This is a genomic window from Pseudomonas sp. (assembly GCF_040514055.1).
Lineage (GTDB): Bacteria > Pseudomonadota > Gammaproteobacteria > Pseudomonadales > Pseudomonadaceae > Aquipseudomonas.
Map to the genome: position 1 here is coordinate 25628 of NZ_JBEVDL010000036.1, position 26498 is coordinate 52125.

27 protein-coding genes and 1 pseudogene are annotated in these 26498 nt (G+C 64.1%); 11 read left to right on the forward strand and 17 right to left on the reverse strand.

The features are described from left to right. Positions 1 to 138: 138 nt before the first annotated feature. On the reverse strand, positions 139 to 2367 hold the full coding sequence (locus ABWY06_RS08820) for a hypothetical protein (protein WP_353925195.1): 2229 nt from the start codon (positions 2365 to 2367) through the stop codon (positions 139 to 141). Positions 2368 to 2418: 51 nt separating this feature from the next. After that, entirely contained in the window at positions 2419 to 2727 is a 309-nt protein-coding gene (locus ABWY06_RS08825; RefSeq protein ID WP_353925196.1) for a hypothetical protein, read from the reverse strand. A gap of 694 nt (positions 2728 to 3421) precedes the next feature. On the opposite strand from ABWY06_RS08825, the gene ABWY06_RS08830 reads away from it, so the two are divergent. Next, the gene (locus ABWY06_RS08830) at positions 3422 to 4045 is read left to right on the forward strand and encodes a hypothetical protein (protein WP_353925197.1); all 624 of its coding nucleotides are present in this window, start codon (positions 3422 to 3424) and stop codon (positions 4043 to 4045) included. Positions 4046 to 4292: 247 nt separating this feature from the next. Here ABWY06_RS08830 and ABWY06_RS08835 read toward each other — a convergent pair whose 3' ends face one another. From ABWY06_RS08835 to aroC, 6 genes are all read right to left on the reverse strand, one after another. Next, on the reverse strand, positions 4293 to 4472 hold the full coding sequence (locus tag ABWY06_RS08835; protein ID WP_353925198.1) for a PLDc N-terminal domain-containing protein: 180 nt from the start codon (positions 4470 to 4472) through the stop codon (positions 4293 to 4295). 116 nt (positions 4473 to 4588) lie between these two features. Continuing rightward, positions 4589 to 5272: an acireductone synthase gene (gene mtnC / locus ABWY06_RS08840; RefSeq protein WP_353925199.1), complete on the reverse strand. Its 684-nt coding sequence runs from the start codon at positions 5270 to 5272 to the stop codon at positions 4589 to 4591. Positions 5273 to 5304: 32 nt separating this feature from the next. Then, positions 5305 to 5850, reverse strand: coding sequence for a 1,2-dihydroxy-3-keto-5-methylthiopentene dioxygenase (locus ABWY06_RS08845; protein WP_353925200.1), 546 nt, complete (start codon positions 5848 to 5850; stop codon positions 5305 to 5307). 73 nt (positions 5851 to 5923) lie between these two features. Further along, positions 5924 to 6544: a methylthioribulose 1-phosphate dehydratase gene (locus tag ABWY06_RS08850; RefSeq protein WP_353925201.1), complete on the reverse strand. Its 621-nt coding sequence runs from the start codon at positions 6542 to 6544 to the stop codon at positions 5924 to 5926. Continuing rightward, positions 6541 to 7707 carry an MFS transporter gene (locus tag ABWY06_RS08855; protein ID WP_353925202.1) on the reverse strand — a complete coding sequence of 389 codons (1167 nt, stop codon included), beginning with the start codon at positions 7705 to 7707 and terminating at the stop codon, positions 6541 to 6543. The genes ABWY06_RS08850 and ABWY06_RS08855 overlap by 4 nt, the downstream gene beginning before the upstream one ends. 34 nt (positions 7708 to 7741) lie before the next feature. Then, entirely contained in the window at positions 7742 to 8833 is a 1092-nt protein-coding gene (gene aroC / locus ABWY06_RS08860; RefSeq protein WP_353925203.1) for a chorismate synthase, read from the reverse strand. A gap of 129 nt (positions 8834 to 8962) precedes the next feature. Between aroC and ABWY06_RS08865 the strand changes: the two genes are divergently transcribed. Both ABWY06_RS08865 and ABWY06_RS08870 read left to right on the forward strand, forming a co-directional pair. Then, a complete protein-coding gene (locus ABWY06_RS08865; protein WP_353925204.1) occupies positions 8963 to 9916 on the forward strand; it encodes an alpha/beta hydrolase in 954 nt (317 codons plus the stop codon). 64 nt (positions 9917 to 9980) lie between these two features. Further along, positions 9981 to 10760, forward strand: a complete 780-nt coding sequence (locus tag ABWY06_RS08870; RefSeq protein ID WP_353925205.1) for a hypothetical protein — start codon at positions 9981 to 9983, stop codon at positions 10758 to 10760. Between the two features lie 7 nt (positions 10761 to 10767). Here the strand turns inward: ABWY06_RS08870 and prmB are convergent, their stop codons facing one another. Then, positions 10768 to 11688, reverse strand: a complete 921-nt coding sequence (prmB, locus tag ABWY06_RS08875) for a 50S ribosomal protein L3 N(5)-glutamine methyltransferase (RefSeq protein ID WP_353925206.1) — start codon at positions 11686 to 11688, stop codon at positions 10768 to 10770. 389 nt (positions 11689 to 12077) lie between these two features. Here prmB and ABWY06_RS08880 point away from each other — a divergent pair, with 389 nt between their 5' ends. From ABWY06_RS08880 to ABWY06_RS08900, 5 genes are all read left to right on the forward strand, one after another. Beyond that, positions 12078 to 12674 (forward strand): cysteine hydrolase family protein, encoded by a 597-nt coding sequence (locus ABWY06_RS08880; RefSeq protein WP_353925207.1) that lies wholly within the window; start codon positions 12078 to 12080, stop codon positions 12672 to 12674. 112 nt (positions 12675 to 12786) lie between these two features. Next, a complete protein-coding gene (locus tag ABWY06_RS08885; protein WP_353925208.1) occupies positions 12787 to 13101 on the forward strand; it encodes a hypothetical protein in 315 nt (104 codons plus the stop codon). 72 nt (positions 13102 to 13173) lie between these two features. Next, complete coding sequence (locus tag ABWY06_RS08890) at positions 13174 to 13731, forward strand: Smr/MutS family protein (RefSeq protein ID WP_353925209.1); 558 nt, start codon at positions 13174 to 13176, stop codon at positions 13729 to 13731. Between the two features lie 289 nt (positions 13732 to 14020). Next, positions 14021 to 14566: a GTP cyclohydrolase I FolE gene (gene folE / locus ABWY06_RS08895; protein WP_353925210.1), complete on the forward strand. Its 546-nt coding sequence runs from the start codon at positions 14021 to 14023 to the stop codon at positions 14564 to 14566. 124 nt (positions 14567 to 14690) lie between these two features. Continuing rightward, entirely contained in the window at positions 14691 to 15062 is a 372-nt protein-coding gene (locus ABWY06_RS08900) for a glutathione S-transferase N-terminal domain-containing protein (RefSeq protein WP_353925211.1), read from the forward strand. Positions 15063 to 15098: 36 nt separating this feature from the next. Here the strand turns inward: ABWY06_RS08900 and ABWY06_RS08905 are convergent, their stop codons facing one another. The 5 genes from ABWY06_RS08905 to ABWY06_RS08925 all read right to left on the reverse strand — a co-directional run bounded on the left by ABWY06_RS08905 (position 15099) and on the right by ABWY06_RS08925 (position 20939). Then, the gene (locus ABWY06_RS08905; protein WP_353925212.1) at positions 15099 to 15476 is read right to left on the reverse strand and encodes a nuclear transport factor 2 family protein; all 378 of its coding nucleotides are present in this window, start codon (positions 15474 to 15476) and stop codon (positions 15099 to 15101) included. Positions 15477 to 15518: 42 nt separating this feature from the next. Next, positions 15519 to 15893 carry a diacylglycerol kinase family protein gene (locus tag ABWY06_RS08910; protein WP_353925213.1) on the reverse strand — a complete coding sequence of 125 codons (375 nt, stop codon included), beginning with the start codon at positions 15891 to 15893 and terminating at the stop codon, positions 15519 to 15521. A 158-nt stretch (positions 15894 to 16051) separates the two neighbouring features. Continuing rightward, positions 16052 to 19009 carry a hypothetical protein gene (locus tag ABWY06_RS08915; protein ID WP_353925214.1) on the reverse strand — a complete coding sequence of 986 codons (2958 nt, stop codon included), beginning with the start codon at positions 19007 to 19009 and terminating at the stop codon, positions 16052 to 16054. A 148-nt stretch (positions 19010 to 19157) separates the two neighbouring features. Continuing rightward, entirely contained in the window at positions 19158 to 19760 is a 603-nt protein-coding gene (locus ABWY06_RS08920) for a glutathione S-transferase family protein (RefSeq protein WP_353925215.1), read from the reverse strand. 12 nt (positions 19761 to 19772) lie between these two features. Next, on the reverse strand, positions 19773 to 20939 hold the full coding sequence (locus ABWY06_RS08925) for an aminotransferase-like domain-containing protein (protein WP_353925216.1): 1167 nt from the start codon (positions 20937 to 20939) through the stop codon (positions 19773 to 19775). A gap of 134 nt (positions 20940 to 21073) precedes the next feature. On the opposite strand from ABWY06_RS08925, the gene ABWY06_RS08930 reads away from it, so the two are divergent. Further along, a complete protein-coding gene (locus ABWY06_RS08930) occupies positions 21074 to 21529 on the forward strand; it encodes a MarR family winged helix-turn-helix transcriptional regulator (protein WP_353925217.1) in 456 nt (151 codons plus the stop codon). Here the strand turns inward: ABWY06_RS08930 and ABWY06_RS08935 are convergent. Further along, on the reverse strand, positions 21521 to 22177 hold the full coding sequence (locus ABWY06_RS08935) for a hypothetical protein (protein WP_353925218.1): 657 nt from the start codon (positions 22175 to 22177) through the stop codon (positions 21521 to 21523). The genes ABWY06_RS08930 and ABWY06_RS08935 overlap by 9 nt on opposite strands. A 394-nt stretch (positions 22178 to 22571) precedes the next feature. On the opposite strand from ABWY06_RS08935, the gene ABWY06_RS08940 reads away from it, so the two are divergent. Continuing rightward, on the forward strand, positions 22572 to 23180 hold the full coding sequence (locus tag ABWY06_RS08940; protein ID WP_353925219.1) for a LysE family translocator: 609 nt from the start codon (positions 22572 to 22574) through the stop codon (positions 23178 to 23180). 1 nt (position 23181) lies between these two features. Further along, entirely contained in the window at positions 23182 to 24402 is a 1221-nt protein-coding gene (locus ABWY06_RS08945) for a benzoate/H(+) symporter BenE family transporter (RefSeq protein ID WP_353925220.1), read from the forward strand. A 29-nt stretch (positions 24403 to 24431) separates the two neighbouring features. Here the strand turns inward: ABWY06_RS08945 and ABWY06_RS25895 are convergent, their stop codons facing one another. Then, complete coding sequence (locus ABWY06_RS25895) at positions 24432 to 25313, reverse strand: methyl-accepting chemotaxis protein (protein ID WP_502948177.1); 882 nt, start codon at positions 25311 to 25313, stop codon at positions 24432 to 24434. Then, positions 25293 to 26399, reverse strand: a pseudogene (locus ABWY06_RS25900) (HAMP domain-containing protein); the annotation flags it as partial. The pseudogene ABWY06_RS25900 and the gene ABWY06_RS25895, both read right to left, overlap by 21 nt. Positions 26400 to 26498: the final 99 nt, after the last annotated feature.

Sequence of the window (26498 nt, forward strand, 5' to 3'; positions counted from 1 at the left end):
CAGCCAGCCGTTTTCGAGAGGGATATCCCAACCGGATCTACCCGACTGGATCTACCCGACCGGATCGCCCCCAACCGGGGCTCTCCAGACCGGGACCTGTCCTGATCGAACCTTTCCCGGCCGGAAAACCCGGCGGGGTCACGCCGCCCGACCCTTGCCGCCTTTTTTATCCAGCTGCGCCCGGCGTTCCTCGAAGTGCTGGGTAACACTGCGGATCACATGGCGCGCCGACAACACCTCGGCCGCCTGCCTGAGCGTATCCTTCACCTGCGCCACGGCCCTCTGGTCGCCCTCGGTACCCAGCGCGTCGCAGAATCTACCGACATACTGGGCATAGTCGATATGCCCCAAGGTTTCTGCGGTGCTGCTGCCCTGATCACCCAGCAATTGCGCGAGTTCGTCCCGGGCACTTTCCCGGTCTGCTTGCTGCACGCTGATATAGCAGCCGTCCTCGCTGAACTCCAGGGACTTGACGTCAAACAGCTTGGGCATCGACAAGGCGATCTTGGCGTGATCGCTCACCCGCCGATTCGGCAATTGGTCGATAACCTCACGCAAGGTATGGTTGACCTGACGGCTGTAGTTGCCGCCGTCGAAGGTCAACACCCGCCCCACGTCATCCTCGAAAAAGTCCTGGGCGAGGAACTCTTCCCTACGACTTTGCGGCGGTTGAACCCGTACCGTCAGGGCATTGGAGACGATGTCCTGATCGTTGCGGTGCAAGCACATCTGCACCAGGTAGTCGCCCGGCTCGGCGATTTGCCAACCGCCGCGACCCGCCGCCACGAACAACGACTGGTAAAGCGACTCGCCGCTGCGCAATACGGCCTGGCCCGGCTTACGGCAGTAGTGCGCATAGGACAGGCGTTCCCGGGCGACGTGGCCCTGGCGCTTGATGATGATGGTCATTGCCTCGGTGTCGCTGAGCAGGTCGTCAGGCAGCAACATGGGTTGCTCGGTCACGTTGGTGAGTTTCATCTCCAGCATCACCGGCTCGAGGAACTCGAAACGCGGCAGTTCACGGTTGACGCGGATTTCCAGCCGCAGGGAGGGCTCGGCCGAGACCCTGGCCTGCTGGAAGCCATGATGGTCGAACCAGTCGGCATTGCCCATCTGCACGAACTGCCGTGGCGCGTGGCGCAGGAACAGCAGCTCGCTGTCGCTGAAACGGAACTCGAAGTTCGCGAAAAACGCCGTTTGGCCACCGGCCACCGAGTAGGGATAGTTCATGAAACTACGCGCTTCCGGCTCGTTGGGCAGCGGCACCCAGGGGCCCTTGCCGTTAAAGACCAGAGCCTTTTGCCAGGAGTGCGCCAAATTGAAGGCGTGGCCCATTTCATGCACTGCGGTCCAGAACCGCATCCGATTGACCCAGGCCCCCGGCGCGGCATCGGCCGCTGGCGCCTGGGAGATAAAGGAGTTGTAGAACAGTGCCGTACCCTGGCGGTGATTGGGCCCAATGTCGTCGAACATGATCCCGCCAAGGCTGCTGCCCGCATCGTGCTGATTGGCGAAGAAGGTCCACAGGCTCCACTGCGGTTTGTCGGTAAAACGCGACCAGTGGGCCTGCATGGCATTGTGCATCTCCATGTCGCTCCAGGTGCTGTTGCCCCCTGCTTCGCCCGGCAGTATGTCGTTGCCGGCCAACCGCGTGGTGTTGAACCCGGCGCGGCGGAATACGGTATCTATGGACAGGCTTTCGATCGGTATCGAGGCAGGACGGTTCGGATGCGCATCGGTATCGATGGCGCTGACCGCTGTGATGCCCTGCTCGCGATCGAACTCGAACTCCACCGCCTGGTAGTAAGCGGAAAAGAAACGGAAGGCACGGATACGCGCGGGTGCGCCCCCCCCGGTGAACTTGGCGGTGATGCGTCGCTGATGGTTGTGCAAACTGCTCGAGACAGTGATCTGCACATTGGTCTGCGGCAAGGACGCCTGATCGCCTTCCTTGAACCAGATATGCCCACTCCAACTGAAGCGACCGCTGCGTTTCAACTTGGCGATCCAGTGGGTATGGCCAAACAGGGCTCGGGTGATGGTGCCGCTGGCGGTCATTTGCGGGTAAGGGCCGTCGACATCCAGACGCAACTCCTCCTCCGTCTGAATGCCAGCGAATATCGCCTCGGTGCCCGCGTCATAGAGGTCAGGTTCGGTGTACTCCTGTTCCGGGTCATGATTTTGCGCACTCTGAACACTGGGTTCGACAAGCGGTACGAATGGTACTTTTTGGTCATCGCTCAGTTTATAAACACCACTAACCGAAATAGCCGATACCGGCCAAGGTATGGCACCGGACATGGCGGCCTCAGACTCGCCGACATGCCGTGCCTCTTGCCCGACCTGATTTGAATTGGAATGTTGCATGCTGATATCTCCTGCACAGGCGGATGGAAACGCATCGCGCTTCGAGTGATATCAGGCATACATAAAAGGCGCACCGGAGGCTTTGTACTCAAGCGCTCCCGTCGCACTCAATGAAATACCCAGATAAGTGTCACCCTGAATGATTAAGTTAATGACTTCGACCTTGTCGCCGCGAGCGGGAAATAGCACATCCAGGCTTAGTGGCCCCTCCTCCACCTGTATGCTGAACGAAGCAGCCAGGCCGATTTGATTGCGTGTCGACAGCTGCTCCTGCTGATAGACCTGCCGTCCGGCGATTCTGATGTGCACCGTTTCCTCGGCGAAACCTTCCTGCAAATCAATCGTCAACTTGGCCATCATTGCTCGGTCACTCCCTGCTCACACCCACCTGCAGCCGCGCCCGCACACCACCACAACGAAACGCACGCCGGCCGCAGCAAACCGTCACCGCAAACACTCATCCAACGACTCTAAGCGGTTCGACACCGGCCACTACTGTTCGGGCCATATACCGAAACAGCAGAAACGGCACAAATGAATTGAATAGCCGACGTCTAACCGGTGAAACCTTTACCACGATGCAAGAAGCAGGATAGGCAATGCCCGACACCTGAACAAGCCAACAATTAGTGCGTTTACTAATTAAAGCGACGTCCGATAAAATAATTAAAATATAGTATAACGCCACCCAACCATGCGAACATCGATACACCTCGTCAAGCCCTGTCCAGACACCGACCCAAACATGCAAATAACACGATAAATATTTTTGCACTCGAGGGCAGGGAGCCATCAGACAATCAGATACCCAATCATTGCATCCCTTAACAAAGCAATACAAAGCGCAACGTCAGTATCAACCTGCTCGGGTCTAAATGGCGAAAAAATGCACTGAGTTCCACCGGGGCTCACCTGGTTTTAATCAGCCAAATCCGGGTTGATTTCAATATTTTTATCATGGTTAACCCCAATATCGCCCAGGGTTCGTCTGATCTGGTAACCAAGCTCGCTTTCGCTGCAACTGCCGCAGTGGCGCACATCCAGGGATATCACCATGACCCCAGCTGACCACCCCACCCGCCGAATTGCGCTGCAGCAACTCGATATCGCCATCCCCTGCACGGCCTCATGGGAGCAGATGAGGGGCGACGATCGGGTGCGCCACTGCGGTGAGTGCCACAAGAATGTATTCAATCTCTCCGCCATGGCTGAAGCCGAGGCGGCCGCACTGCTGGCGGACAACGCCAACGGCGACCTCTGCGTACGGTTTTACCGGCGCCATGACGGCACCCTTATGACCAGCGACTGCGGTGGCGCTCAGCGACCTGCGGCGCGCCCGTCGTGGCGCGGGCTACCGGCCATGGCCAGCGCGGCGGTGCTGGCCTTTTCCGTCGCCGCCGGTCACGCCAGCGAAGCGCCAGCCGATACCAGCGCCGCGCCTGTGACACAGGAAACTGCGCCGGCTCCGGTGCTGATGATGGGCGCCCCGCCACCACCGATGGAGGTCAACGGGGTTTCCGAGGCGCCAACACCGCCCCTCGAGACTACAACCGAACCGCCAGCACCGGTGCCAGAGCTGCTGATGCCACCCCGTATGGGCAAACCGGTGTTTCGCCCGAACACCCCGCCCCTTGAGCAGAACGCGGGAACCGACACGGATAGCGGGACTGACAAGTAAGGTATGCCCTGGGCCGCCTGGCGTGCCTGAACGGCGCGATGGGTGCAGAGGGAATGGGAACAGCGGCCCAACGGCGGTGAACGGTGTCGCCCGCCGCTGCCCAAGGTAGCACGGGCGGCTGCATGGGCCAGGAGCGACCGTCATGGCGACCTGCCGTTGAGCAGCGGCCGACAGGCGACAGGTCAACAGGTCAACAGGTCAACAGGTCAACAGGGCCTATCGTGGCGGTTCACTCCGGCTTTCGGCCCTACAGCCGAACGTCACCGCGGGGACCGGCGACCGCCCAGATAATCAGGCCCAGCACAGGCAGTATCAGGATCAGCAGGATCCAGACGATCTTCATCACGGTTTCTGCATTGCTCTTGATCACGTTGAGAATGGCCCAGATATCCAGGGCCAAAATGATCAGACCCAACAAATACGACATGGTAAGGCTCCTGTTTACGGGGCAGGCTCTGGTTCGAGGCGGCCGATGAACTGCACGCGGAACTGCGCGCAGCCCTAGGATAGACGATCAACCCCCGGTTCCGGTTCGGTAAATGTTCAGAGCGACGCCGGATCGATCCCGGCAAAGCTGTCCAGGGTCACATGGCCGGGCAACTCGCCCCCCTCGCGGGCCACACCGCGGGTCTGCATGCCCGCCTGGCGGGCGGCGTCCAGCTCTTCGACGATGTCGGAGAGAAACAGGATTTCATTGGCCGGGTAGCCAATCGACTGGGCGATACGGGCATAGGACGCGGGGTCGCGCTTGGGGCCACTGCCGGTGTCGAAATAACCGCTGAACAGCGGCCTCAGGTCGCCGGCTTCGGAGCAGCCGAAGATCAGCTGCTGGGCCTGGATCGAGCCAGAGGAATAGACATACAGGGCATAACCCGCGCGCTTCCAGGCCTGCAGGGCCTGCACCGCATCCGGGTAGACATGCCCTTTGAGCTGGCCGGCAGCATAACCCTCGGCCCAGATCATGCCCTGCAGCGCCTTGAGCGGCGTGGCCTTGCGGTCTTCGGCCATCCAGCCCTGAAGGATTTCGATCAGCCGCGGCAACTCGGCCTGGGCTTCAGCGCTCTCGGCGCGCACCGCCTCCAACTGAGCCGCCACGTCCGGCTCCCCGGCATGGGTGCGCAGGTAATCCGGCAGGTGCCGGGCGGCATAGGGAAACAGCACGTCGAAGACGAAACTCACCGCGCTGGTGGTGCCCTCGATATCGGTAAGAATGGCCTTGATCGACATGGGTCGCTCCGTAGCTCAGGTTAAAACCGGACTCAGTCGTCCAGGCGAGGAAAGGCCTCGGCAATCTTTTCCCCGGTGAACTGGGCGACCCAGCCATCGGGGTTATTGAACAGGCGGATGGCGACGAAATGCGGCCGCTCGCCCATGTCGAACCAGTGCCGGGTACCGGCGGGCACCGAGATCAGGTCGTTTTTTTCGCACAGTACCGCGTACACATACTCTTCGATATGCAGGGTGAACAGCCCGCGTCCGGCGACGAAAAAACGCACCTCGTCTTCGCCATGCCGGTGCTCGTCGAGGAACTTGGCGCGCAGTTCGGCCTTCTGCGGGTGGTCGGCCGTCAGGCTGACCACGTCCACCGTGACGTAGCCCCGCTCGGCCTGCAGCCGCTCGATCTGCTCGCGGTACGCGGCGATCACCTGCTCCTGGCTGGCACCGGGCACGATGGGGGCATTGGCCTGCCAGCGCTCGAAACGCACGCCGACCTCGGCCAGGGTGCTGGCAATGTCTTCCAGATGCGTCAGCACCTTGTTCGGCAGGTCGGGAGACGACTCGTGGTAAACGCTCAGGCTGCTCATAACAATGTTCCTGTCGGGCTAAGTGAGTAAGGGCGATGTCCATGGCGCACCCTAGAACGCGCCGCGCGCTGCATCAAGGCCGCTGCAGCGCGCGCACCTTGAGCTCGCATTCGAAGAGGAATTCGAAGGCCTCAATCTGGCGCAGCGCATCGCTCATCTGCGCGCCCCAGGTGTAGAGGCCGTGGCCGCGAATCAGGTAACCAACACAGTCCGGGTGGGCCTCCAGCCAGGGCTGGACCCGGCCGGCCAGACGTGCGATGTCCTGGTCGTTGTCGAAGATCGGTACCACCACCTGGGACCGGTGGCTGGTCACGCCAGCGAAGGCCTTTTGCAGTTCGTAGTCCTCGAACACCAGGCGATCGGCCGCCGTCAGCCGCGACAGCACCGTGGCATTCACCGAGTGGGTGTGCAGCACCGCGCCCAGGTCCGCGCGCCAGCGGTACAGCTGGGTGTGCAGCAAGGTCTCGGCCGAAGGCTTCTTGCCCGGCTCCAGGCTGACACCATCCAGGTCGGTGACCAACAGGTCGTCCGCCCCCAGTTGCCCCTTGTGCTTGCCCGAGACGGTCAACAGCACCTCGCTGGCAGACAGGCGCGCCGAGTAGTTGCTGCTGGTGGCCGGCGACCAGCCGCGGCCATGGAGAAAGCGTCCGGCCTCGATCAGGGCCTGGCTCAGTTGTTCGCGGGAAGGGTTCATCTCTTGAGCCTCTCGAATGCGGTGTCTTTAAAACCCAGGGCGATGCTCAGGGCCGCCAGCAATACCGCCAGGCTGGCGATGGCAAAGGTCCAGGCCGGGCCCAGGCTGTTCCAGCAGTAGCCTGCGTACAACGCGCCCAGGGCGCCGCCGACGCCCGACAGGCTGACGTACAGCGCCTGGCCCTGGCCCTGTTGGCCCGGGCCAAAACTGCGCTGGATAAAATGAATGGCGGCGGCATGAAAGGCACCGAAGGTGGCGGCGTGCATCAGCTGGGCCAGCAGCAGCACGACCAGGTGACCGGCCAGGTTACCCAGCAGCAGCCAGCGCACGGCGGTGATCAGGAAACTCGCCAGCAGCACCTGACGCAGGGAGAAACGCCCCAGCAGCCGCGCCATCAGTAAAAACAACAGGATTTCCGCCCCGACGCCCAGGGCCCAGAGCATGCCGATCATGCCCCGGGTATAACCCAGGGCCTCCAGGTGCAAGGTCAGAAAGGTGTAATAGGGCCCGTTGCTCAACTGCATCAGGCCGACGCTCAGGTAGAAGGCCAGCACCCCGGGACGCTGCAGCTGCTGCAGGAAACCGCTTTCCTGCAGCGCCTCCTGGCGCGGCGCGGGTGCGGCATTGGGCACCCAGCAACTGCTCAGAACGATGCCCGCCATGATCAGGATCAGTGCCCAGGGGTAGGCGTCCAGGCTGAAGCGCTCGAACAGCTGTCCCAGGCCCACCACGGTAAGGATAAAGCCGATGCTGCCCCACAGGCGGATCTCGCTGTAGCGCGCCGCGCGCTCGCGCAGGTGAGCCAGGGTAATGACCTCGAACTGCGGCAATATCGCGTGCCAGAAAAACGCATGCAGGGCCATCACCAGCGCCAGCCAAGCGTAGCCCTTGCCGAGGAAAATGCCGGCGAAACCCAGCAGGGTGCCGACCGCGCCCAGGCGCACTATGGTCAGGCGCCGCCCACTGCGGTCGCCCAGCCAACCCCAGATATTCGGCGCCAGGCAGCGCATCAGCATGGGAATGGCCACCAGCTCGCCTATGCGTGCGCTGGAAAAACCCAGGTGGTGAAAGTACAGGCCCAGAAACGGCGCCGTGGCGCCGAGCAGGGCAAAGTAGAACAGGTAAAAGCCGGACAGGCGCCAATAGGGAACGGAGGACGTCATCGGCGCACGGCTGCTCCCCGCCACGGGCACCGGTTCACAGCTGGCCCAGCACCGGCGTGCTCACGCGCACATCGGCGTTCTGCCCGCGATGGCGCAGCAGGTGGTCCATCAGCACGATGGCCATCATCGCCTCGGCGATCGGGGTGGCGCGGATGCCGACGCAGGGGTCGTGGCGGCCCTTGGTGATCAGCTCGACGGCATTGCCGTCGATGTCGATCGAGCGCCCCGGGGTGGTGATGCTGGAAGTCGGCTTGAGCGCCAGGTGGGCGATGATCGGCTGGCCCGAGGAGATGCCGCCGAGGATGCCACCGGCATTGTTGGAAAGAAAACCTTCGGGGGTCAATTCGTCGCGGTGTTCGGTGCCGCGCTGGGCCACGCAGGCAAAGCCCGCGCCGATTTCCACGCCCTTGACCGCATTGATGCTCATCAGCGCATGGGCCAGCTCGGCGTCCAGGCGGTCGAAGATCGGCTCGCCCAGCCCCGGCATCACCCCTTCGGCAATCACGGTGATCTTCGCGCCGACCGAATCCTGGTCGCGCCGCAGCTGGTCCATATAGGCCTCGAGCTCCGGCACCTTGTCCGGATCGGGACTGAAGAAGGCATTCTGCTCGACGCTTTCCCAGCTCTTGAACGGGATCTCGATGGGGCCCAGCTGGCTCATGTAACCGCGCACGCTGATACCGCGGGTCGCCAGGTACTTCTTGGCGATCGCACCGGCCGCCACGCGCATGGCGGTTTCCCGCGCCGAGCTGCGGCCGCCACCACGGTAGTCGCGCAGGCCGTACTTGTGCTGGTAGCTGTAGTCGGCATGGGCCGGACGAAACAGGTCCTTGATCGCCGAGTAGTCCTTGGATTTCTGGTCGGTGTTGCGGATCAGCAGACCGATGGCACAGCCGGTGGTGCGACCCTCGAACACCCCGGAGAGAATTTCCACCACATCGTCTTCCTGGCGCTGGGTGGTGTGCCGGCTGGTGCCCGGCTTGCGCCGGTCGAGGTCGCGCTGCAGGTCCTCCAGGGACAGTTCCAGGCCCGGCGGGCAGCCGTCGATAATGGCCACCAGGGCCGGGCCATGGCTTTCGCCGGCGGTGGTGACGGTGAACAGCTTGCCGTAGGTATTGCCGGACATGCAGGACGCTCCGCGTAAATCGGCCAGAAACAGGATCGCCCAGTATACTCGCGGCGCCCGCGCAGTTCACCCACGAACCTTGTGCCGCCGCGGGCGTCCAAGTTCGATGTCCCCCACAGTAGTGCCCCCATGTTGCGAGTGTTCCTGTTGATCCTGCCCCTGCTCACCGGTTTGGCCCAAGCCGCCCCACACACCATCCTGCAACGTCCACTCGAACTGGACACCGGCAGCGGTGTGCTGCACGGCACCCTGTTACTGCCGCAAAGTCCGACACCCGTGCCCGTGGCGTTGCTGATCGCCGGTTCCGGTCCCACCGACCGCGACGGCAACAACCCCAATGGCGGCCATAACGACAGCCTCAAGCGCCTGGCCCAGGTGCTGGCCAAACACGGGATCGCCAGCTTGCGCTATGACAAACGGGGGGTGGCCAGGAGCCTGGCCGCGGCCCCCCGCGAGGAGGACCTCAGCCTCGAGGCCTATGTCGCCGACGCGGCGGCCTGGGGGCAACTGCTGCGCGCCGATCCACGCTTCGCGCAACTGACCCTGATCGGCCACAGCGAAGGCGCACTGGTCGCCAGCCTGGCCGCGGAACCAGCCGGCGCCCAGGCGCTGGTCGCGATTGCCGGCAGCGCGCGACCGATCGACCAGGTCTTGCGCGAACAGCTCGAAGGTCGCCTGCCCGCACCGCTGTACGCCTATGCCCTGCTGGTGATCGACCGGCTCAAGGCCGGCGAGCGGCAACCGGTGGTGCCCGATGCCCTGCAGGTGCTGCTACGCCCCAGCGTGCAGCCTTACCTGATTTCACTGTTTCGCCAGGATCCGGTAGCGGCCTTCGCCCACCTGCGCATCCCGACCCTGATCCTGCAGGGCCGCAACGACATGCAGATCGGCGTGGCGGACGCCGAGGCGCTCAAGGCGGCCAAACCCGACAGTCAGCTGGTGCTGGTGGACGGCATGAACCATATGCTGCGCATCGCGCCGGCGGACAAGGCACGGCAGCTGGCGTCCTACAATGACCCCAGCCTGCCCCTGGCGCGGTTGCTCAGCGAGCAGATCATCCGCTTTATCCAACAGCGGCCCTGAGGTTATCCTCCAGTTGCATGGCGGATGGCCGATAGACTCGGCATAGCCTGGAGGATAACGTTCGATGGCCGAAACCGATGCTGCACCCGCCGTGGTCGAACCGCCGGCACCGCCCTCGCACCCCTGGGCCGAGCTGGGACCGGAACACTTTCGCCTGCTGCGCCTGGCGCCGCTGCCCACCGATCGCGGCACCGGTGCCCGACCGCTTCGATTCGTCCAACTGGGTCGCCTCGAGCGCCATAGCCGCGAGCAAAGCTTGCTGCGCCTGACCCTGCAGTTGCCGGGCCAACGGGTGCGCAAGGAACAGAACGTGCTGGAGGTCTGGGCCGATCATCGCAACCAGGAGCTGCGCTTCGGCCCCGATGCCGGGCTGCATATCGAGCCGCTCAATCGTGGCCTGGGGCGTTTCCTGCTGGCCCAGGGCATCGCCTGGGCCCAGCAGAAATACGCCAATTACCAGGTCGAGGGCGGTGCGCTGTCGATCAAGGACGTGCCCAACGACGAGGCGCGCCTGCGCCGCGACCGCATGCTCAACGCCCAGGGTTTCAGCGTCGAGTACCTCGACCCCCTGATGATCAAGGCCAGCTACAGCGCACCACGGGCCAGCGCCCTGCACGGCGACTGGCACGGGGAAAAGGTCCAACTGGTGGAATTGCTGGACGCCGCGGCGATGCTGCAGCAGGCCGACCAGAACCTGCGCGAACAGGACGTCAAGCTGCGCAAGCTCGACCAGCGCATGGAGGCGTTTCAGCGCGAGGACAGCACCTTGCGCTTTACCATCGCCTGCCTGGTGGCGTTCAGCGTGTTCCAGGCCGGGCTGTTGATCTGGATCGCCACCCGCTGATTGGCACTCAGGCCTCGAGCCGCGAGCGGAACAGCGCCTGGTGTTCCCGGCATTGCGCCGCCGCCAGCAGGAACACCCCGTGCCCGCCCTGCTCGAACTCCAGCCAGGTGAAGTCCACCTCCGGGTACAGCGCCTCGACGTGGACCTGGCTGTTGCCCACCTCGACGATCAACAGACCCTGCTCGGTCAGGTGATCAGCGGCCTCGGCCAGCATGCGCCGCACCAGATCCAGGCCGTCCTCGCCACAAGCCAGTCCAAGCGCCGGCTCGTGCTGGTACTCGGCCGGCATGTCGGCGAAATCCTCGGCGTCCACATAGGGCGGATTGGACAGGATCAGGTCGAACCGCTGACCCGGCAGGCCGTCGAAGCCGTCGCCCTGCACCGTGTAGACCCGTTCCTCCAGGTCGTGCCGCAGGATGTTCTGGTACGCCACCTCCAGGGCATCGAAGGACAGGTCGGCGAGGACCACCTCGGCCTCGGGAAACTCGTAGGCACAGGCAATGCCGATGCACCCGGAACCCGTACAGAGGTCGAGGATGCGGGCCGGCACCTGGCCCAACCAGGGGTCGAAACGGCGCTGGATCTGCTCGGCCAGCGGCGAACGCGGCACCAGCACGCGCTCGTCGACGATAAACGGCAGGCCGCAGAACCAGCCCTCGCCCAGCAGGTAGGCGGTCGGCACACGCTCTTCGATGCGCCGCCGGAGCAGGCCTTGCAAGTGGACTCGTTCGTCCTCTTCCAGCCGGCAATCGAGGTAGGCGTCGGCGATGTCCCAGGGCAGGTGTACCGCGCCCAGCACCAGCTGGCGCGCTTCATCCCAGGCGTTATCGGTGCCATGGCCGAAAAACACAGCTTCGCCATTGAATCGGCTGACGGCCCAGCGGATGTGGTCGCGCAGGCTGCGCAGGTGGGAAGACGAAGCGGTCACGGCGGGATCTCCGGGCTAAAAGCGCGCATTTTAGCCCAAGCCCGGACTGACGCCGTCGATTTATTCGGCCCCAGTTAGCGCCTGTCCCGCCGTCGAGGCCAGAGGGCCGAGGGTTTTGCCGGCCGGCGCGGCAGCCCGCCCAACAGGGCGAGGCCCACCGCCAGGAAAAAAAACGACCAGAAATGCGCGGGAAACTCCGAAAGCACGGACATAGGCAACTCCTTTTGCATATGCGTCAACCTCGCCGGGATGGCGGATCGAGGTGGCCCGATTCTGCTCGCGCAGCCAATGCGCTCGCAAGCCATCAACCGCACATCGAGATAAAAGGTTCACAGCCCAGGCTCGCACGTGGACAATGGGCCCGTACTGGCCCGCGAGGAACCCTCCTGATGTCCCATGCACAAACCCTGTACCAGCTCACCGGCCGCGGCCATGCGGCCGCCAGCCTGGGCCATGCCACGCTCCTGGTCATAGACGCCCAGGAAGAGTATCGCAGCGGCGTGCTGCGCCTGCCCGGCCTGGATGCCGCCCTGACCGAAATCGCCAGCCTGCTGGCCGCGGCCCGCGCCGCCGGCTCGGCCCTGGTGCATATCAAACACCTGGGCATCCCCGGGGGCCTGCTCGACCCCCAGGGACCGCGCGGCCAGCACCTGCCGGAAGCCACGCCGCTGCCCGGCGAGCCGGTGGTGGAAAAACGCCTGCCCAACGCCTTTGCCGGGACCAACCTGCATGAGCAATTGCAGCAACTGGGGCACCTTGACCTGATCATCTGCGGCTTTATGAGCCACTCCAGCGTCAGCAGCACCGTGCGAGCCGCCAAGGATTTCGGCTACCGCTGTACCTTGGTGGATGCCGCCTGCGCCACCCGGGACCTGCCCGACAGTCGGGGTGAAAGCGTCGCCGCCGAGCTGGTGCACCGGCTCGAAATGATCGCCCTGGCCGACAACTTCGCCACCCTGGTGCCGAACGCCCAGGCGCTGGCCTGAAGCCTATGCTCGCCGTTGGGCGTCGGCCCGCTGTCGGTCGCCTGATGCGCCCAGGCAGGAACCCGGGCCCCGAGGACCGGTCATACCGCCTTCACCCTGCAAGGAATTTGGCATGAAACAGTCCAATGGTTTCGATGCACGCCGCCTCCGGTCCCGTGGGCCGGCCAAATGGCGCTGGCGTTGCGGCAAGGCGCTGGCCCTGCTGCTCGGACTGTTCGGTATCGCACTGGCCATCGCCGCGTTCGCCGCGCTGGCCGGCCACCCCCTGGCGCCCGAGCTGGCAAAGGGCGGGGTTGGCATCACCGTGCTCCAGTTGCTGCTCGCCCTGGTCGCGCTGATCGCCAGCCTGAGTGTCTGGCGCCGTTGTCGACGCCGCCTGCAGCCGTCCAATGACCTGTCCCTGGCACCGCATCTGCTGAAAAAATAAGCGGTATGCCACAGCAGCCGGCTACCGCTTGCGGCGCCTTGGGTACAATGACTGCCCTAGCGGAGGCACTGTATGCACGACGACGATTTTTCCCTGTTCAAAGCCGAGCTGCGTGGGGTCAAGCCGATCCAGCAGGATCGGGCCGATACCGGCAAGCCCAAGATCGATCGTAAACAGCACGCCACCCTGCGCCAGGCGGCGAGCCAGACCCTGGACGCGGTCAAGGTCGACGGCCTGTCGGACCAGTTCATCATCGATGTCGGCCCCGAGGACGTGTTGCATTGGGCCGGGGACGGGGTGCAGGAAGGCCAGATGAAAAAACTCAAACTGGGCCAGATCAGTTTCGACGGCAGCCTCGACCTGCACGGCATGAGTGTCGAGGTGGCCCGCGATACCCTGTGGGAGTTTTTCGCCGAAGCGGCCAAATTCGAGGTGCGCTGCGTGCGCATCACCCATGGCAAGGCCGTGCGCACCGACGGCAAGCGGCCCATGCTCAAAAGCCATGTCAATACATGGTTGCGCCAGCACCCGCAGGTGCTGGGATTCACCTCCTGCCTGGCCAAACACGGCGGTACCGGTGCGCTCTACGTGATGCTCAAACGCACCATGCTGGACGGCCGGGACGACTGAGCGGATTTAGGGCCTGTTGACACTATTCGCCCGGCCGTGCCGGCGCCTGGCTGGGCGCGAAACCGGGCACGAAGGGCGATACTGCCGATGCGGGCTACCAGCTCAGTGCGCAGGGACAGACCCTGATCAGCCATTGTTTGCCCCTGACCGAATGGGCCGATCAATGGGAAACGCACCTGGCTGCCGACCCACAGTCGTGAGTTCGGCACCGCGCCTGCCCTTGCCAGCGCGACGGCCGCGCCCTACCCTGCGCGTCTGCGTTCACTGAAAAGGTCCCACAGGTAGATCCATGTCCCTGGAACAAAATTACAGCGCCATCATCGGCCAGCTCGGCGAAGACGTCTCCCGTGAAGGGCTGCTGGACACGCCCAAACGCGCGGCCAAGGCCATGCAGTACCTCTGCCGCGGTTATCAGCAAAGCCTCGAAGACGTCACCAACGGCGCCCTGTTCAGCTCCGACGCCAGCGAGATGGTGCTGGTCAAGGACATCGAGCTGTATTCGCTTTGCGAACACCACTTGCTGCCCTTTATCGGCAAGGCGCAAGTGGCTTATATCCCCAATGGCAAGGTGCTGGGGTTGTCCAAGGTGGCGCGGATCGTCGACATGTTCGCCCGTCGCCTGCAGATCCAGGAAAACCTCAGCCGGCAGATCGCCGAGGCCATCCAGCAGGTCACCGGCGCCCTCGGCGTGGCCGTGGTGATCGAAGCGCAGCATATGTGCATGATGATGCGCGGCGTGGAAAAGCAGAACTCCTCCATGGTCACTTCGGTGATGCTCGGCGAGTTTCGCGACAATGCCGCCACCCGCAGCGAATTTCTCAGCCTGATCAACTGATCGTGGCGGCCGCCTCGCCCGGGCCGGGCCGGGGCGCCCGCTCCCGCTGGCCGGGAAGATCGGTCGCCCAGGAGAAATTCGGGTAAGCTGCCGCCCTCGAATTTTTCCGCAAAGGCAGGCAGCTGTGTTTATCAAGGCATTGCGCGTTGGCTTGGGCCAACTGATCATCTTTATCGACTTCCTGACCCGTCCGCGGCCGCTGAAGCGCAGCCCCGAGGCACAAGCCAAGGTCGACCAGGCCGCGGCCGGACTGGCGCTCTATCAGTTCCATGCCTGTCCGTTTTGCGTCAAGACCCGGCGCAACCTGCGCCAATTGAATGTCCCGGTGGCCCTGCGCGATGCCAAGAACAACGAAGAGCATCGCCAGGCCCTGTTGACCCAGGGCGGCACGATCAAGGTGCCGTGCCTGCGCATCGAGGAAAACGGCCAGACCACCTGGATGTACGAATCCAAGGTGATCATCGCCTACCTGCAGGATCGCTTCGCTGCAGCCTGAGCCGGCGTGCCGCGGCGGCCCAGGGGCGCCGCGCGTCTAAGGGGCCATGCTCGCCAGTCGCCGCTCACCGAAAGCAAAGGTCGCCGACTGGATTTTCCCGTCGCGGACCTCGTAGATGGCCAGCAACTCGATCCAGCCCGGCCCTTCGGGAAAGGTCCGGGTGACCTCCTCATGGTCCACCACCATTGCCCCCATAACGGTCCGCTGCAGCAGCCGGGCATGCAGGTTCGACTCCTGAAATCGGCTGGTGGCGCATTCGGTGATCTGCGCCCGACCACTGGCCAACAAACGGCCGGGGTACTCGAACTGCTGCGCCGTGTCGGCGTAGGTGGCCACCCAGGCCTGCAGATCACGGGCGTTATAGGCCTCGAGTTGGCACTGTACGACGTCTTCGGGAGATGGGCTTAGCGGCATGGGAACTCCTTTGCTGGGTGCGATGGGCGGCGAGCTTGGACTTCAGCCTAACCCGTAGGGCAAAAACACCACCAGGCCTATCGCCACGGCTCCCAGGGCGCTGCACAGCACCGCAGCGGCGGCGACGTCCTTGGCCTTTTTCACCAGCGGATGAAACTCCGGCGACACCAGGTCGCACAGCTGTTCGACGGCGGTGTTCAGCGCCTCGGCGACCCACACCGCCATGATCGCCAGGATCAGCAGGCACCACTCGAGCGCGCTGACCCGAAAAGCGGCGCCCGCCGCGACGACGGCCAGCGACGCGACGGCATGAATCCACGCATTCTGTTGGCCCATAAGCAGACGCAGGCCGGCCAGGGCATGGCCCAGGCTGCGCAGCCGGCCGCCAACGGAAAAGGGTCCCAGGTTGTTGTTCATTCGGTGGCCTTGCAGAGGGGGTAAATGACGCGGAGCATTGGGCCCGCGGCGGCAGTATAACCGGGGCCAACCCAGGTCCTGGGTGCGCCGAGGTCCGCCTGGGCTTGGCCGTTCAAAAAAAGCCCGGTACCGGGGTACCGGGCGTTTCGACGCCTCACTCAGTCGCAATCGCAGCTGTCATCCATTTCCACGTCGATCGATACCTTGCGCACCCGCACGCACTTGATCTTGCCGTCCGGAAGATCGAGGCACTCCAGCAAGTCCTTGGCCTTGTCCCGGCAGCGCCGGCCACGATCACCTTTGGGCCGGTCGTTATAGGGGCATTTCAACGCGGGATCCAGACGGTAGACCATGCCGCCGATGATCGCCCCGTTGGCCGTGGCAGTGACCAGGATATCCCGCTCGGTGGTCGCCTCGACCTGCTCGCGGGTAAAAGCCTGGCCAGGATGGACCTCGAAACGCACCAGGCGCTGCTCATGGGGTTTGAGCCACACGCCGGCCTCAGGAAAGTCGACCAGCGTGATTTTCCAGCCGCGGCTGGCCAGCAATGGCGGCAAGGCTACCGTCACCTTCACCAGGGCCCTGACCCGATCGGGGTTGCCGACCCAGAAGCCCTTGCCGTGCAGCCCGGCCATCAAGCCGCCCACGCCACCGCCCCCTGGCACCAGGGTGACGTTGCGCTGGCCGATATTGTTGTCGTTGGGGACCAGGCGCCAGTCGGCAACCACTTCACCCAGGGTGAAATTGTCGACATTGCTCGGGTCTCCGGTCGCCGAAACGATCATCAGCATGCAGTCATGGCCCCAGGTGTTGACCACCGGCGTCCATTCGAAAGGCCCGACGATTTTCTCCTCGGCATTGTTGGGTTGCAGGCTGCCGGCAGCCAGCTGCGCCGTGGTCATGGCCTGCAGGTCGCTGGGCCACAACACGCCGGCCGAGGGTTTGCAGTGAAAGCCCTTGACCTGCACGTTGTTGGCCACCGAGGTGCCGCGATTCTTGATCCGCACATAGGCGTAGTTGGTCTCCTCCAGTGCCGGCTCCTGATGACCAGGCAAGCCGTCGGGCTCGCGGCGGTTCCAGATGGTGGTGGTCGCCCAATGCACCGCCAGGTAGGGGTATTCCCCGGCACGGCCATCGTCGATATAGACGTCGACGCTGGGCGCGGCACCGTTATTGAGGTTCTGTTCCTCGAACGCCCAGGTCAACACCTTGCCGTAGGCGCCGCCAAAGTGCCCCTCGGATGTCCAGTTAAGCGCATCGGCGGCCAGCAGGGCGGCGAGGAACTGCGCTGGCGACGCGGGGTTACTCATGGGCGTAAGCGTGCCCACCGCACGCAGCATCAGGTAACTCATAAAGCGGGCGGCGAACTCGCGGCGCGTCAGGCTGGTCGCATCGCCACCGATCGAGCGGTAGGCACGAAACAGGGTGGTCGAGAGGATCTGTTCGCTGGAATAGCTGCCGACATCGTTGGCCCCACCCCAGCCCCAGCCGTCCGCGACCGCGCGATCCGAGCGGCGCACGATGCTGGGCACAAAAGGCAGGAAGAAAAAGCGGTCGAGCGCTGCACCGTTGTGCCACTCCGAGGCGAAATCGTTGAGGATCATGGCAAAGCTGTCGCCGGCGCTATGGGCAAAACCGAAATTGGGGCCACCCACATGCTCATACAGGATGCCGTGGCCGCCCAGCTCATGCAGCACCACCCGCCAGTCGGCGGCGATGCCCACCGGGTTGGCGGTGTCGCCCAGGTCCGCCAGGGCATAACAGGCATGGTCGATACCGTCGCCATCGCCGACGCAATGGGCATTGACCGTATTGCCCATATTGGCGACCGTGCCCTTGCCGCGATGATCGACCTCCACCGGAAACGCCGTGCCGTTGAAATAACTGGCCAGCGGGAAACCCAGGTTTTCCACCAATTGGAAAAAGCGGTCGTTGTGGAAATACGCGTTGACCGCCGCGAACTCGTTGGTGCGCACTGCGTAGTCGAAATCGCTGCCGCTGGGCCGGGTCGGCGGCGCCAGGCTCAGGGGTTCGATGTCCATCAGCGAGACCCGACTGCCCTGCAAGGCCTGAGTGCCGGCAACCGGCCCATTGAGATTGGGCAACAGCACATCGTCGCGGTGCGGATTAAGCACGGCATTGCTCTGGTCGGGAGTGTTGGTCGCGGTACCGGTACTGGTGATCGGATCATAGGTATAGACCAGGCCATTGACCCCAGAGGCCAGCGCGCGCAGGTAGAGGATGGTGTTGCTCTCAACCTCGACCAAGGCGCGCCAGTTCAGGCGAGCGCCATCGAGTGGCAGGCGAAAGACCAGTTCGGCAACCACGTACCAGCGCCCGTCCTTGAGGGCGTCTGGCACCGGCGCCAGTGGCAGCGTGGGCGGCGTGCCGCACACGCCCTGCTCCTCCTGCGCCGGAGTGCCTGCATGGGCATGGGTATGAGCGCCTGGCACCGGGTGATCGGAGTCACCACTGCGCTGGTCGGCGTCGTAGCGGTAGACGAAAAAACGCCCGCGTATTAACTGCGGTGGCGAAGGCTCCTGCAATTCGGCACCCTCTTCCAGGGCTTGCCCGAGCACTTCGCCCAGCAGGTCGCTGTCGTCCCGCGCCTCGAGCGGATCGGACGCTGCTTTGCGTCGCACAGGACCGCTGGACGGTTTCTCCGCCGTGGCGAACAGGCGCCGGTAGCGCTCGAGGGTCTCTTGCGTCGGCAACTGGGCGTCGACACCCTGCTCGCTGGTATTGGTCGAGGCAACGGCGCGCGCCGGAGCCTGTTTGAGGGTCACGGTGAGCCCCGCCGCCCAGACGGGTGTATTCAGGTAGGTTTGCCAATAGGCATAGGTGGCCGCGTCGAACGCGGGTTTTTCTTCACCGTAGTGGTACTCCACCCCTTGCTGCTGGGGGTAGAGATAAGACACCGGTTGCTCCAGCGCCCGCAGGGCCGCGGGCGCAATCTTGAAGGCGTCGGCGTACTCACGCACGTACGCCGACGCGGCTTCGCGGCCGCGGCGGTTTTCCATTTCAGGGTAGAGGTCGAGGTGGTTAATCGCCCGTATGTCCCCGGCATCGTCCAGGGTCAGGGTGGCCTTGAGGGTGGGATCATAGACAGTACGCATCGGCTAGCTCCTTTAGCAGAGTAACGGCGTACTGCCTTCGCTCCCGCGGTCCTGGAAAACGGACCGCAGCGTCACGCCGGTCTCTTCAGGCTAGTCAAGGCGGCCGCGAATGCAGCGCCTCCCGACGGAAATACTCCTCCCGGCGCCGTCAGTCGAGCATGCCGACATGCCCTGGGTGGCCAGCGACCCGCGCCAACCAGGCGCGCACGGCCGGGTAGGCGGTGAGATCGAAGCCGCCTTCGTCGGCGACATGGGTATAGGCATAGAGCGCGATATCGGCGATCGAATAATGCTCGCCGACCAGATAGGGCGTGCGTTGCAGCTGCTGCTCCATGACCTTGAGTGCCTTATGCCCGCGCACCTGGCAGACCTGGTACTCCTCCAGACGCGCCGCCGGCATGCCCTGGAAGCGCTGGATAACCCGCGCCACCGCCACATAGGGTTCATGGCTGTACTGCTCGAAGAACTGCCACTGCAGCACCTGGGTGCGCAGGCGCGGCTCGCTCGGCAGGTAGGCGCTGCCATCAGCGAGAAAATTCAGGATGGCGTTGGATTCCCAGAGGCAGCTGCCATCCTCGAACTGCAGCACCGGGATCTTGCCGTTGGGGTTCATCGCCAGAAAATCCGCGGTCTGGGTTTCGCCCTTGAGGATATCCACGGCCACCCACTTGGACTCCAGCCCCAGCAAGTGCAGCATTAATTTGACCTTGTAACAGTTGCCCGAGTGGTAGTCACCGTAGACCTTGTACATGACGAACTCCTCTTAGGCCGCCGCGGCGCTGTGGGCCTGACGCACAACCTGGGCCAGGCGCTGCAGGCCCTCGCCCAGGCGCTCGGGGGCAATATGACTGAAATTGAGCCGCAGGTAACCCGGGTTCTGCTCGGGATCGATGAAAAACGGCTCGCCTGGCATAAAGGCCACGTTCTGTTCCAACGCCGGCTTGAGCAGGGTACGGGTGTCCAGCGGGCACTTGAGGGTCAACCAGAAGAACAGGCCGCCCTGGGGAATTTCCCAGTCGGCCAACTCGGAAAAGTGTTCGAGCAAGGCGCGCTGCATGGCATCCCGGCGCACCCGGTAAAAATCCCGCAGTTCGGCCATATGCTCGCGGTAGTGGCGGGTGCCGATCCACTGCAGCGCCTGCCACTGGCCGATCCGGTTGGTGTGCAGGTCAGCCGACTGTTTCAGGCGCAGCAGGTGCACGAACAGGTCCGGGGTGGCGATCAGGAACCCCACCCGCAGGCCCGGCAGCAGGGTCTTGGACACGGTGCCGGTGTAAATCCAGCTGGCGGTTTTCAGGCGGCTGACGATGGGCGTGGCGCTGCCGTCGTCGAACACCAGTTCACGGTAGGGCTCGTCTTCGATCAGCGTGACGTTGAACTCGTCCAGCAGGGCGGCCACGGCATCCCGCTTGGCTTCGCTGTACCGCACAGCCGAGGGGTTCTGGAACGTGGGAATCAGGTAGGCGAAGGCCGGCTTGTGCTGCTCCAGGCGCTGACGCAGCGCGGTCAGTTCCGGACCGTCGGCCTCCTGCGGCACGGCCAGACACTCGGCGCCGAACAGCTGAAAGGCCTGCAGGGCGGCCAGGTAGGTCGGCGCTTCCACCAGCACCTCGGTGCCCGGATCGATAAACAGCTTGCTGGCCAGATCCAGGGTCTGCTGTGAACCACTGACAATCAACACTTGCGACGCTTCGCAGGCAATCCCCAACGCGCGGGCCTCGGCGGCGATCGCCTCGCGCAGCTCGGGTTCACCCTCGCTCGTGCCGTATTGGCCCAACCCCACTGGCATATCGGCCCACTCCACCCTCGGCAACATTGCCTCGGCCGGCAGGCCACCGGCGAAGGACATGACCTCCGGACGCTGGGCGGCGGCGAGGATTTCGCGAATCAAGGAGCTTTTCAGACGGCTGATACGTTCGGAGAAGGCCATGCGGGTCACCGGCGGCTAAGGGAGAATAAACAAGACCGGTTGGCACAACCACGGCACAGCGGTCATTTACGCTGTACCCACCTTGGGTCAAACTGATTGACCGAAACTACGACACCCCGGCCAGATACGTCAATATGCTTGACCTTAAAAACTCGACCACTCAGCAGGCCGCCATGGAGGCGTTCTTTTTCGGTTACCAGGCGTTTACCGCCAAGGCCGACGAAATGCTGGCCCGTCGCGGCCTGAGCCGGGTGCACCACCGCATCCTGTTTTTCATCGCCCGTTATCCGGACCTGAGCGTCAAGCAACTGCTGGCCGCGCTGGGGGTGAGCAAGCAGGCGCTCAGTACGCCGCTGCGTCAATTGCTGCAAATGCACCTGGTGCAGAGCCTGACCGCGGCCGACGACAAGCGTAAGCGTCTGTTGCGCTTTACCGCCGAGGGCGCCCGGCTGGAACTGGCCTTGCGCCGCGAGCAGGCCCGCTTGCTGCAACGGGTGTTCGACGAAGCCGGGGAAAACGCGGTGAGCGGCTGGCTGCAGGTCAACCAGGCGCTGGGCAGCACCCGTCATTCGCCCTTGGCGTCAGACTGATCGCCCGCTGCCAGGTGAATGCCGCAAGGCCCGCTGCTCCAGGGCCCCCTGCAGAAACACCCACATCATCGCCACGCTGGCACCGAACAAGGGCAGTACCGCGGCCACCAGCAGCAGGATAGAGGCCATGCAGGCGCCGCCGACTATGTCCAGCCAGGCCATGATCCTGAACGCCCGGTAGGCCTGGCGGACCTTGCGCAGGCACAGGCCCAGCCAGAGCGTCACCGCGCCCGTCAGCACCAACAGGGCCAGGTAGAAGACGCTTTGCCAGCCCAGGTGGCTGAGTGCCTCCTGACCGATGGAAAAACTGATGGCGCCCATCAGCACCGAAGCCAGCACGGCACACCAGACCGGAACGGCCAAGTGCCTCGCGGCGAAACGGTCACGGGCGAAATCCTTGACGCGCACCAGCAGGAAAGCACCCAACAGCACCAGCGTCATGCCAAGCGCGTCCAGGTACGGCTGCAGGACGAGTAGGCGTTCATCCAGCGACAGGCTGACGAGAAAGGAAACCAACGTACCCAGTACCGACAACAGGCTCAGCGCCGTGAGCAGGAACAATCGCCGGGCACTCCACCGGGCCAGTGGCGGAATCTCGGGAGGGTCGACCAGATTGCCCCGAGGGGCGACGTAGGGATGCGATTCCATGGCAAATTCCTTTTGCGGGGGGCAGTCAAGGGCGAACACTAACCAGGCGCCGCGCAGTTTACCAGCGCGCACACTGCCGTCCATGGCAGCGGACGCCCGGGCGGAACGGGGTTCACGGGCTGCGGCTTTTCGGCGGCACGGACCCCAACCCGTGCACATTTTTTGCCACGCGTGCCTGCTCGCCCGCCCACTGTACGGCCCATTGCGTCAGGCGCTGTACCCCAAGACGCTACAGCTGCAGCCGCCATGTCGCCGTGAGGGGCCTGGACCCCGCGCCACTCTGTGCTCCGCTCGCATTCACGCCGCGCACTGTACGGTCCATCAGGCCGGCCGCTGTATCGAGACGCGGACGACGCCCACCCTTAGTCTGGTGGCTCCCGCTGGAGAGACCGAGATGAACCCGGAACTGTTGGTTGCCTTTATCGCCTTTGCCTTCGTCACTTCGGTCACGCCCGGGCCGAACAATATGATGCTACTGGCCTCGGGGGTGAACTTCGGCGTGCGCCGCAGCTTGCCGCATATGCTGGGAATCAGCCTGGGGTTTATGCTGCTGGTGGTGGCCGTCGGCCTGGGCCTCGGTCAGCTGTTCGAACGCCTGCCTGAGCTCTACACCGTGCTGCGCTATTTGGGCGCCACCTATTTACTGTACCTGGCCTGGAAAATCGCCCGCGCCGGAGCCCTGCAAACCGAAGGTGACCCGCAGGCCAAACCCTTCACCTTTCTCCAGGCAGCCGCCTTTCAGTGGGTCAACCCCAAGGCCTGGGTCATGGCCATCGGCGCCATCACCACCTATACGCCCCAGGAAAATTTCCTGACCAATGTCGTGGTGATCGCCGCGCTGTTCGCCCTGGTGAATTGCCCCAGCGTCGGACTGTGGACCGTCGCTGGCAGTTTGCTGCGCACCTGGCTGAACGATCCGCGCCGGCTGCGTATATTCAATGTCGGCATGGCCCTGCTGCTGGTGGCTTCGCTGTACCCCATACTGACCGAGTTCGGAGTCTGAGATGCACGACCTGCCCCCCGCCACCAGCGGGTTTGCACGCCCGACCCTGCCCTTGGGCTGGCTGCGCGACAGTTCACCTTCGGCGGTGGTTGCTGGCTTTATCGCCATGCTCACCGGTTACACCAGCTCGCTGGTATTGATGTTCCAGGCCGGGCAAGCCGCCGGCCTTAGCAACGGGCAGATCTCCTCCTGGATCTGGGCGCTGTCGATCGGCATGGCGGTGTGCAGCATTGGCCTGTCCCTGCGCTACCGCACCCCCATTACCGTGGCCTGGTCGACGCCGGGGGCGGCGCTGCTGATCACCAGCCTGGCCGGGGTGAGTTACGCCGAGGCGATCGGCGCTTACCTCACCTGCGCCCTGCTGGTCACGGTCTGCGGCCTGACCGGCAGTTTCGAGCGCCTGGTCAGGCGCCTGCCCGCCTCCCTGGCCGCCGCCTTGCTCGCCGGCATCCTGTTCAAGATCGGCAGCGAGATTTTTCTGGCGGCCCAGCACCGCACTGGCTTGGTGCTGGGGATGTTCCTCACCTACCTGGTGGTCAAACGCCTGTTGCCGCGTTATGCCGTACTCGCTGCGCTGCTGGTCGGCACCGCGCTGTCGGGCCTGCTCGGCTTGCTGGATTTCAGCGCGTTCAGCCTGGAGCTGGCCAGGCCGCTGTGGACCACCCCGAGTTTCTCCCTGGCGGCGACCATCAGCATCGGTATTCCGCTGTTCGTGGTGGCCATGACTTCGCAGAACATGCCTGGCATGGCCGTGCTGCGTGCCGACGGCTACGGCGTGGCGGCGTCCCCCTTGATATCGGTGACCGGTATCGCCTCGCTGCTGATTGCACCGTTCGGCGGCCACGGCGTTAACCTGGCGGCGATCAGCGCGGCCATCTGCACCGGCTCGCACGCCCATGAAAACCCGGATAAGCGCTATACGGCGGCGGTCTGGTGCGGCATTTTCTACGGGGTGGCCGGCATTTTCGGCGCGACCCTGGCTGCGCTGTTCGCCGCCTTGCCCAAGGAACTGGTGCTGTCGATCGCGGCGCTGGCGCTGTTCGGTTCACTGATCAATGGCCTGACTCAGGCCATGCAAGTGCCCCAGGAGCGCGAAGCGGCGTTGATCACCTTTATGGTCACCGCCTCCGGCTTTAGCCTGTTTTCCATCGGCTCGGCGTTCTGGGGGTTGGTCGCCGGCGTGGTGACGCTCCTGATTCTGAACGCCCGCACGCGCGCCTGACGGCCCCCTCGGTGACCCGCCGCCGGGGTCTACAGTTTGAAGTGCCCAACCATGCCCTGCAGCTCATGGCTCAGGGACGCCAGTTCGACGCTGGAGGCCGCCGTGCCTTCCATGGCCAGGGACGATTGATCGGCGCTGCTGCGAATATTGGTCACGCTGCGGTTGATCTCCTCGGCCACCGAACTCTGCTGTTCGGCGGCCGCGGCGATCTGCTGGTTCATCTGGTGGATCACCGAAACGGCGGCGGCGATGCTGCCCAGGGCGCTCTCGGTTTCCAACGCGTCGCTGACCGTCAACTTGACCAACTCGCCACTGCTCTGGATCTGCGCCACCGAGGTCTGCGCGCCCAGCTGCAAGGCTCCCACCAGCCGTTCGATTTCGGCCGTGGACTGCTGGGTCCGCTTGGCCAGTGCACGCACCTCATCGGCCACCACGGCGAAGCCGCGGCCCTGATCGCCGGCCCGGGCCGCCTCGATGGCGGCGTTGAGCGCCAATAGATTGGTCTGCTCGGCCACGCTTTTGATCACGCTCAAGACGCTGCCGATGTTCTGGATTTCCTGACTCAGGCTCTGGATGCTCTGGCTGGCGGTACCCGAGGACGCCGACAGTTGCTCGATCCGCGCCAGCGTCTGGCGCACCACGGCCTGGCCATTGGCGACCTTGGTATCCGCCGTCTCGGCGGCCAGCGCCGCCTCCTCGGCGTTGCGCGCCACGTCATGCACGGTGGCCGTCATCTGGTTCATCGCGGTGGCGACCTGCTCGGTTTCCTCCTTCTGGTTACTGACCTCGGCGTTGGTCTGCTCGGTCACCGTGGACAGCGAGCGCGCCGAGGAGGCGATCTGATCGATGCCCGCCTGCAGGCCACTGACCATGCCACTGAGCCCCGCCGACATCTGCTGCATGGCACTCATCAGCTGGCCTATTTCGTCGCTGCCGCGCACCTGGATCTTGCCGCTGAGGTCGCCGTCGGCAATGCGATTGGCCACCCGTATTACGGTTTTCAGTGGGCCGACTATGACCCGGGTGATCAGCACCGACGCCGCCAGACCGACCAGCAGGGCCAACACCGAGGAGCCGAGAATCAACGCCGAGTTAGCCTTGAGCTCGCGCTGCATCGCCGCGTCCTGTTCCTCATAGGCCTGGTCGACACGCTGCACCACCTGCTCGGCATGCGCGCGCATCTGGGCATAGACCTGCTGCTCCCGACCGAGCAGGTCGATGTATTCGGCCAGCTTGCCGGTGAAGTTGGTGATATGGGTGCTGACCTCGCCCAGCACCGTGCGGTAACCGGCGTCGGTGACCGACGCCTTGAGTTTTTCCGCCAGCGCCAGCGCCTCCTCGGCTTGCAGGATCTTGCTGGTGGCGCCCTCTTCCGCCGGTCCCTTGCGGCTCTTGTTGAGGCGAATATGCGCCTCGTTCATCGCCTGCAGCATCAGCCGCGACACCTGGCTGACCTCATTGGCCTGCTCGACGAACGCCGCGCCCACCTGGCCCTGGGAATCCTTCAGCTCATAGGTGCCGTCGTCGGCCAGACCGGCCTGCAACAGGTTGAGGTTGTTGGCCACACTTTCCACCGACCAGTTGGCCAGTTCCAGCGCCAGGTCCTTGGCCAGCGCCAGTTCGACGAACTGATCGAACGAGCTGCGATAGGCGGCCAAGGCCTGGTCCACTTCATCCATGGCCAGCTGATTGTCCGCCGAGCGCGCTTTCAGCTCCGCGGTCAACAACAGGATCGCCTCGAGGTCCTTGCGTAATGCCTCGGCCGTCTTGGCGTCGCCCGTCAGGGAGAAACTCTGTTCGAGCAGGCGCGCCCGCAGCACCGCGCTGTTGACCGAGGACATCTGTTTAAGCCCTTCGAAACGCCGATCGATGGCCTGCAGGGACATCAAGCCCATGCCGGCCACGACCCCGGTCAGCACCAGCACCAGGCCGAAGCCGATGCCCAGTTTCTTCGCCATGCCGATATTGGCAAGACTGCGTTGCAAGGCCGACATCATGACGATGAATCCCCCCGTAAAATGCGCTCGCCACTGCTGGCGCTCGAATACCCGCAGCCTTGCCCCGAGCCGGGTGCCGGCACAAGCCCAGCACTGGGC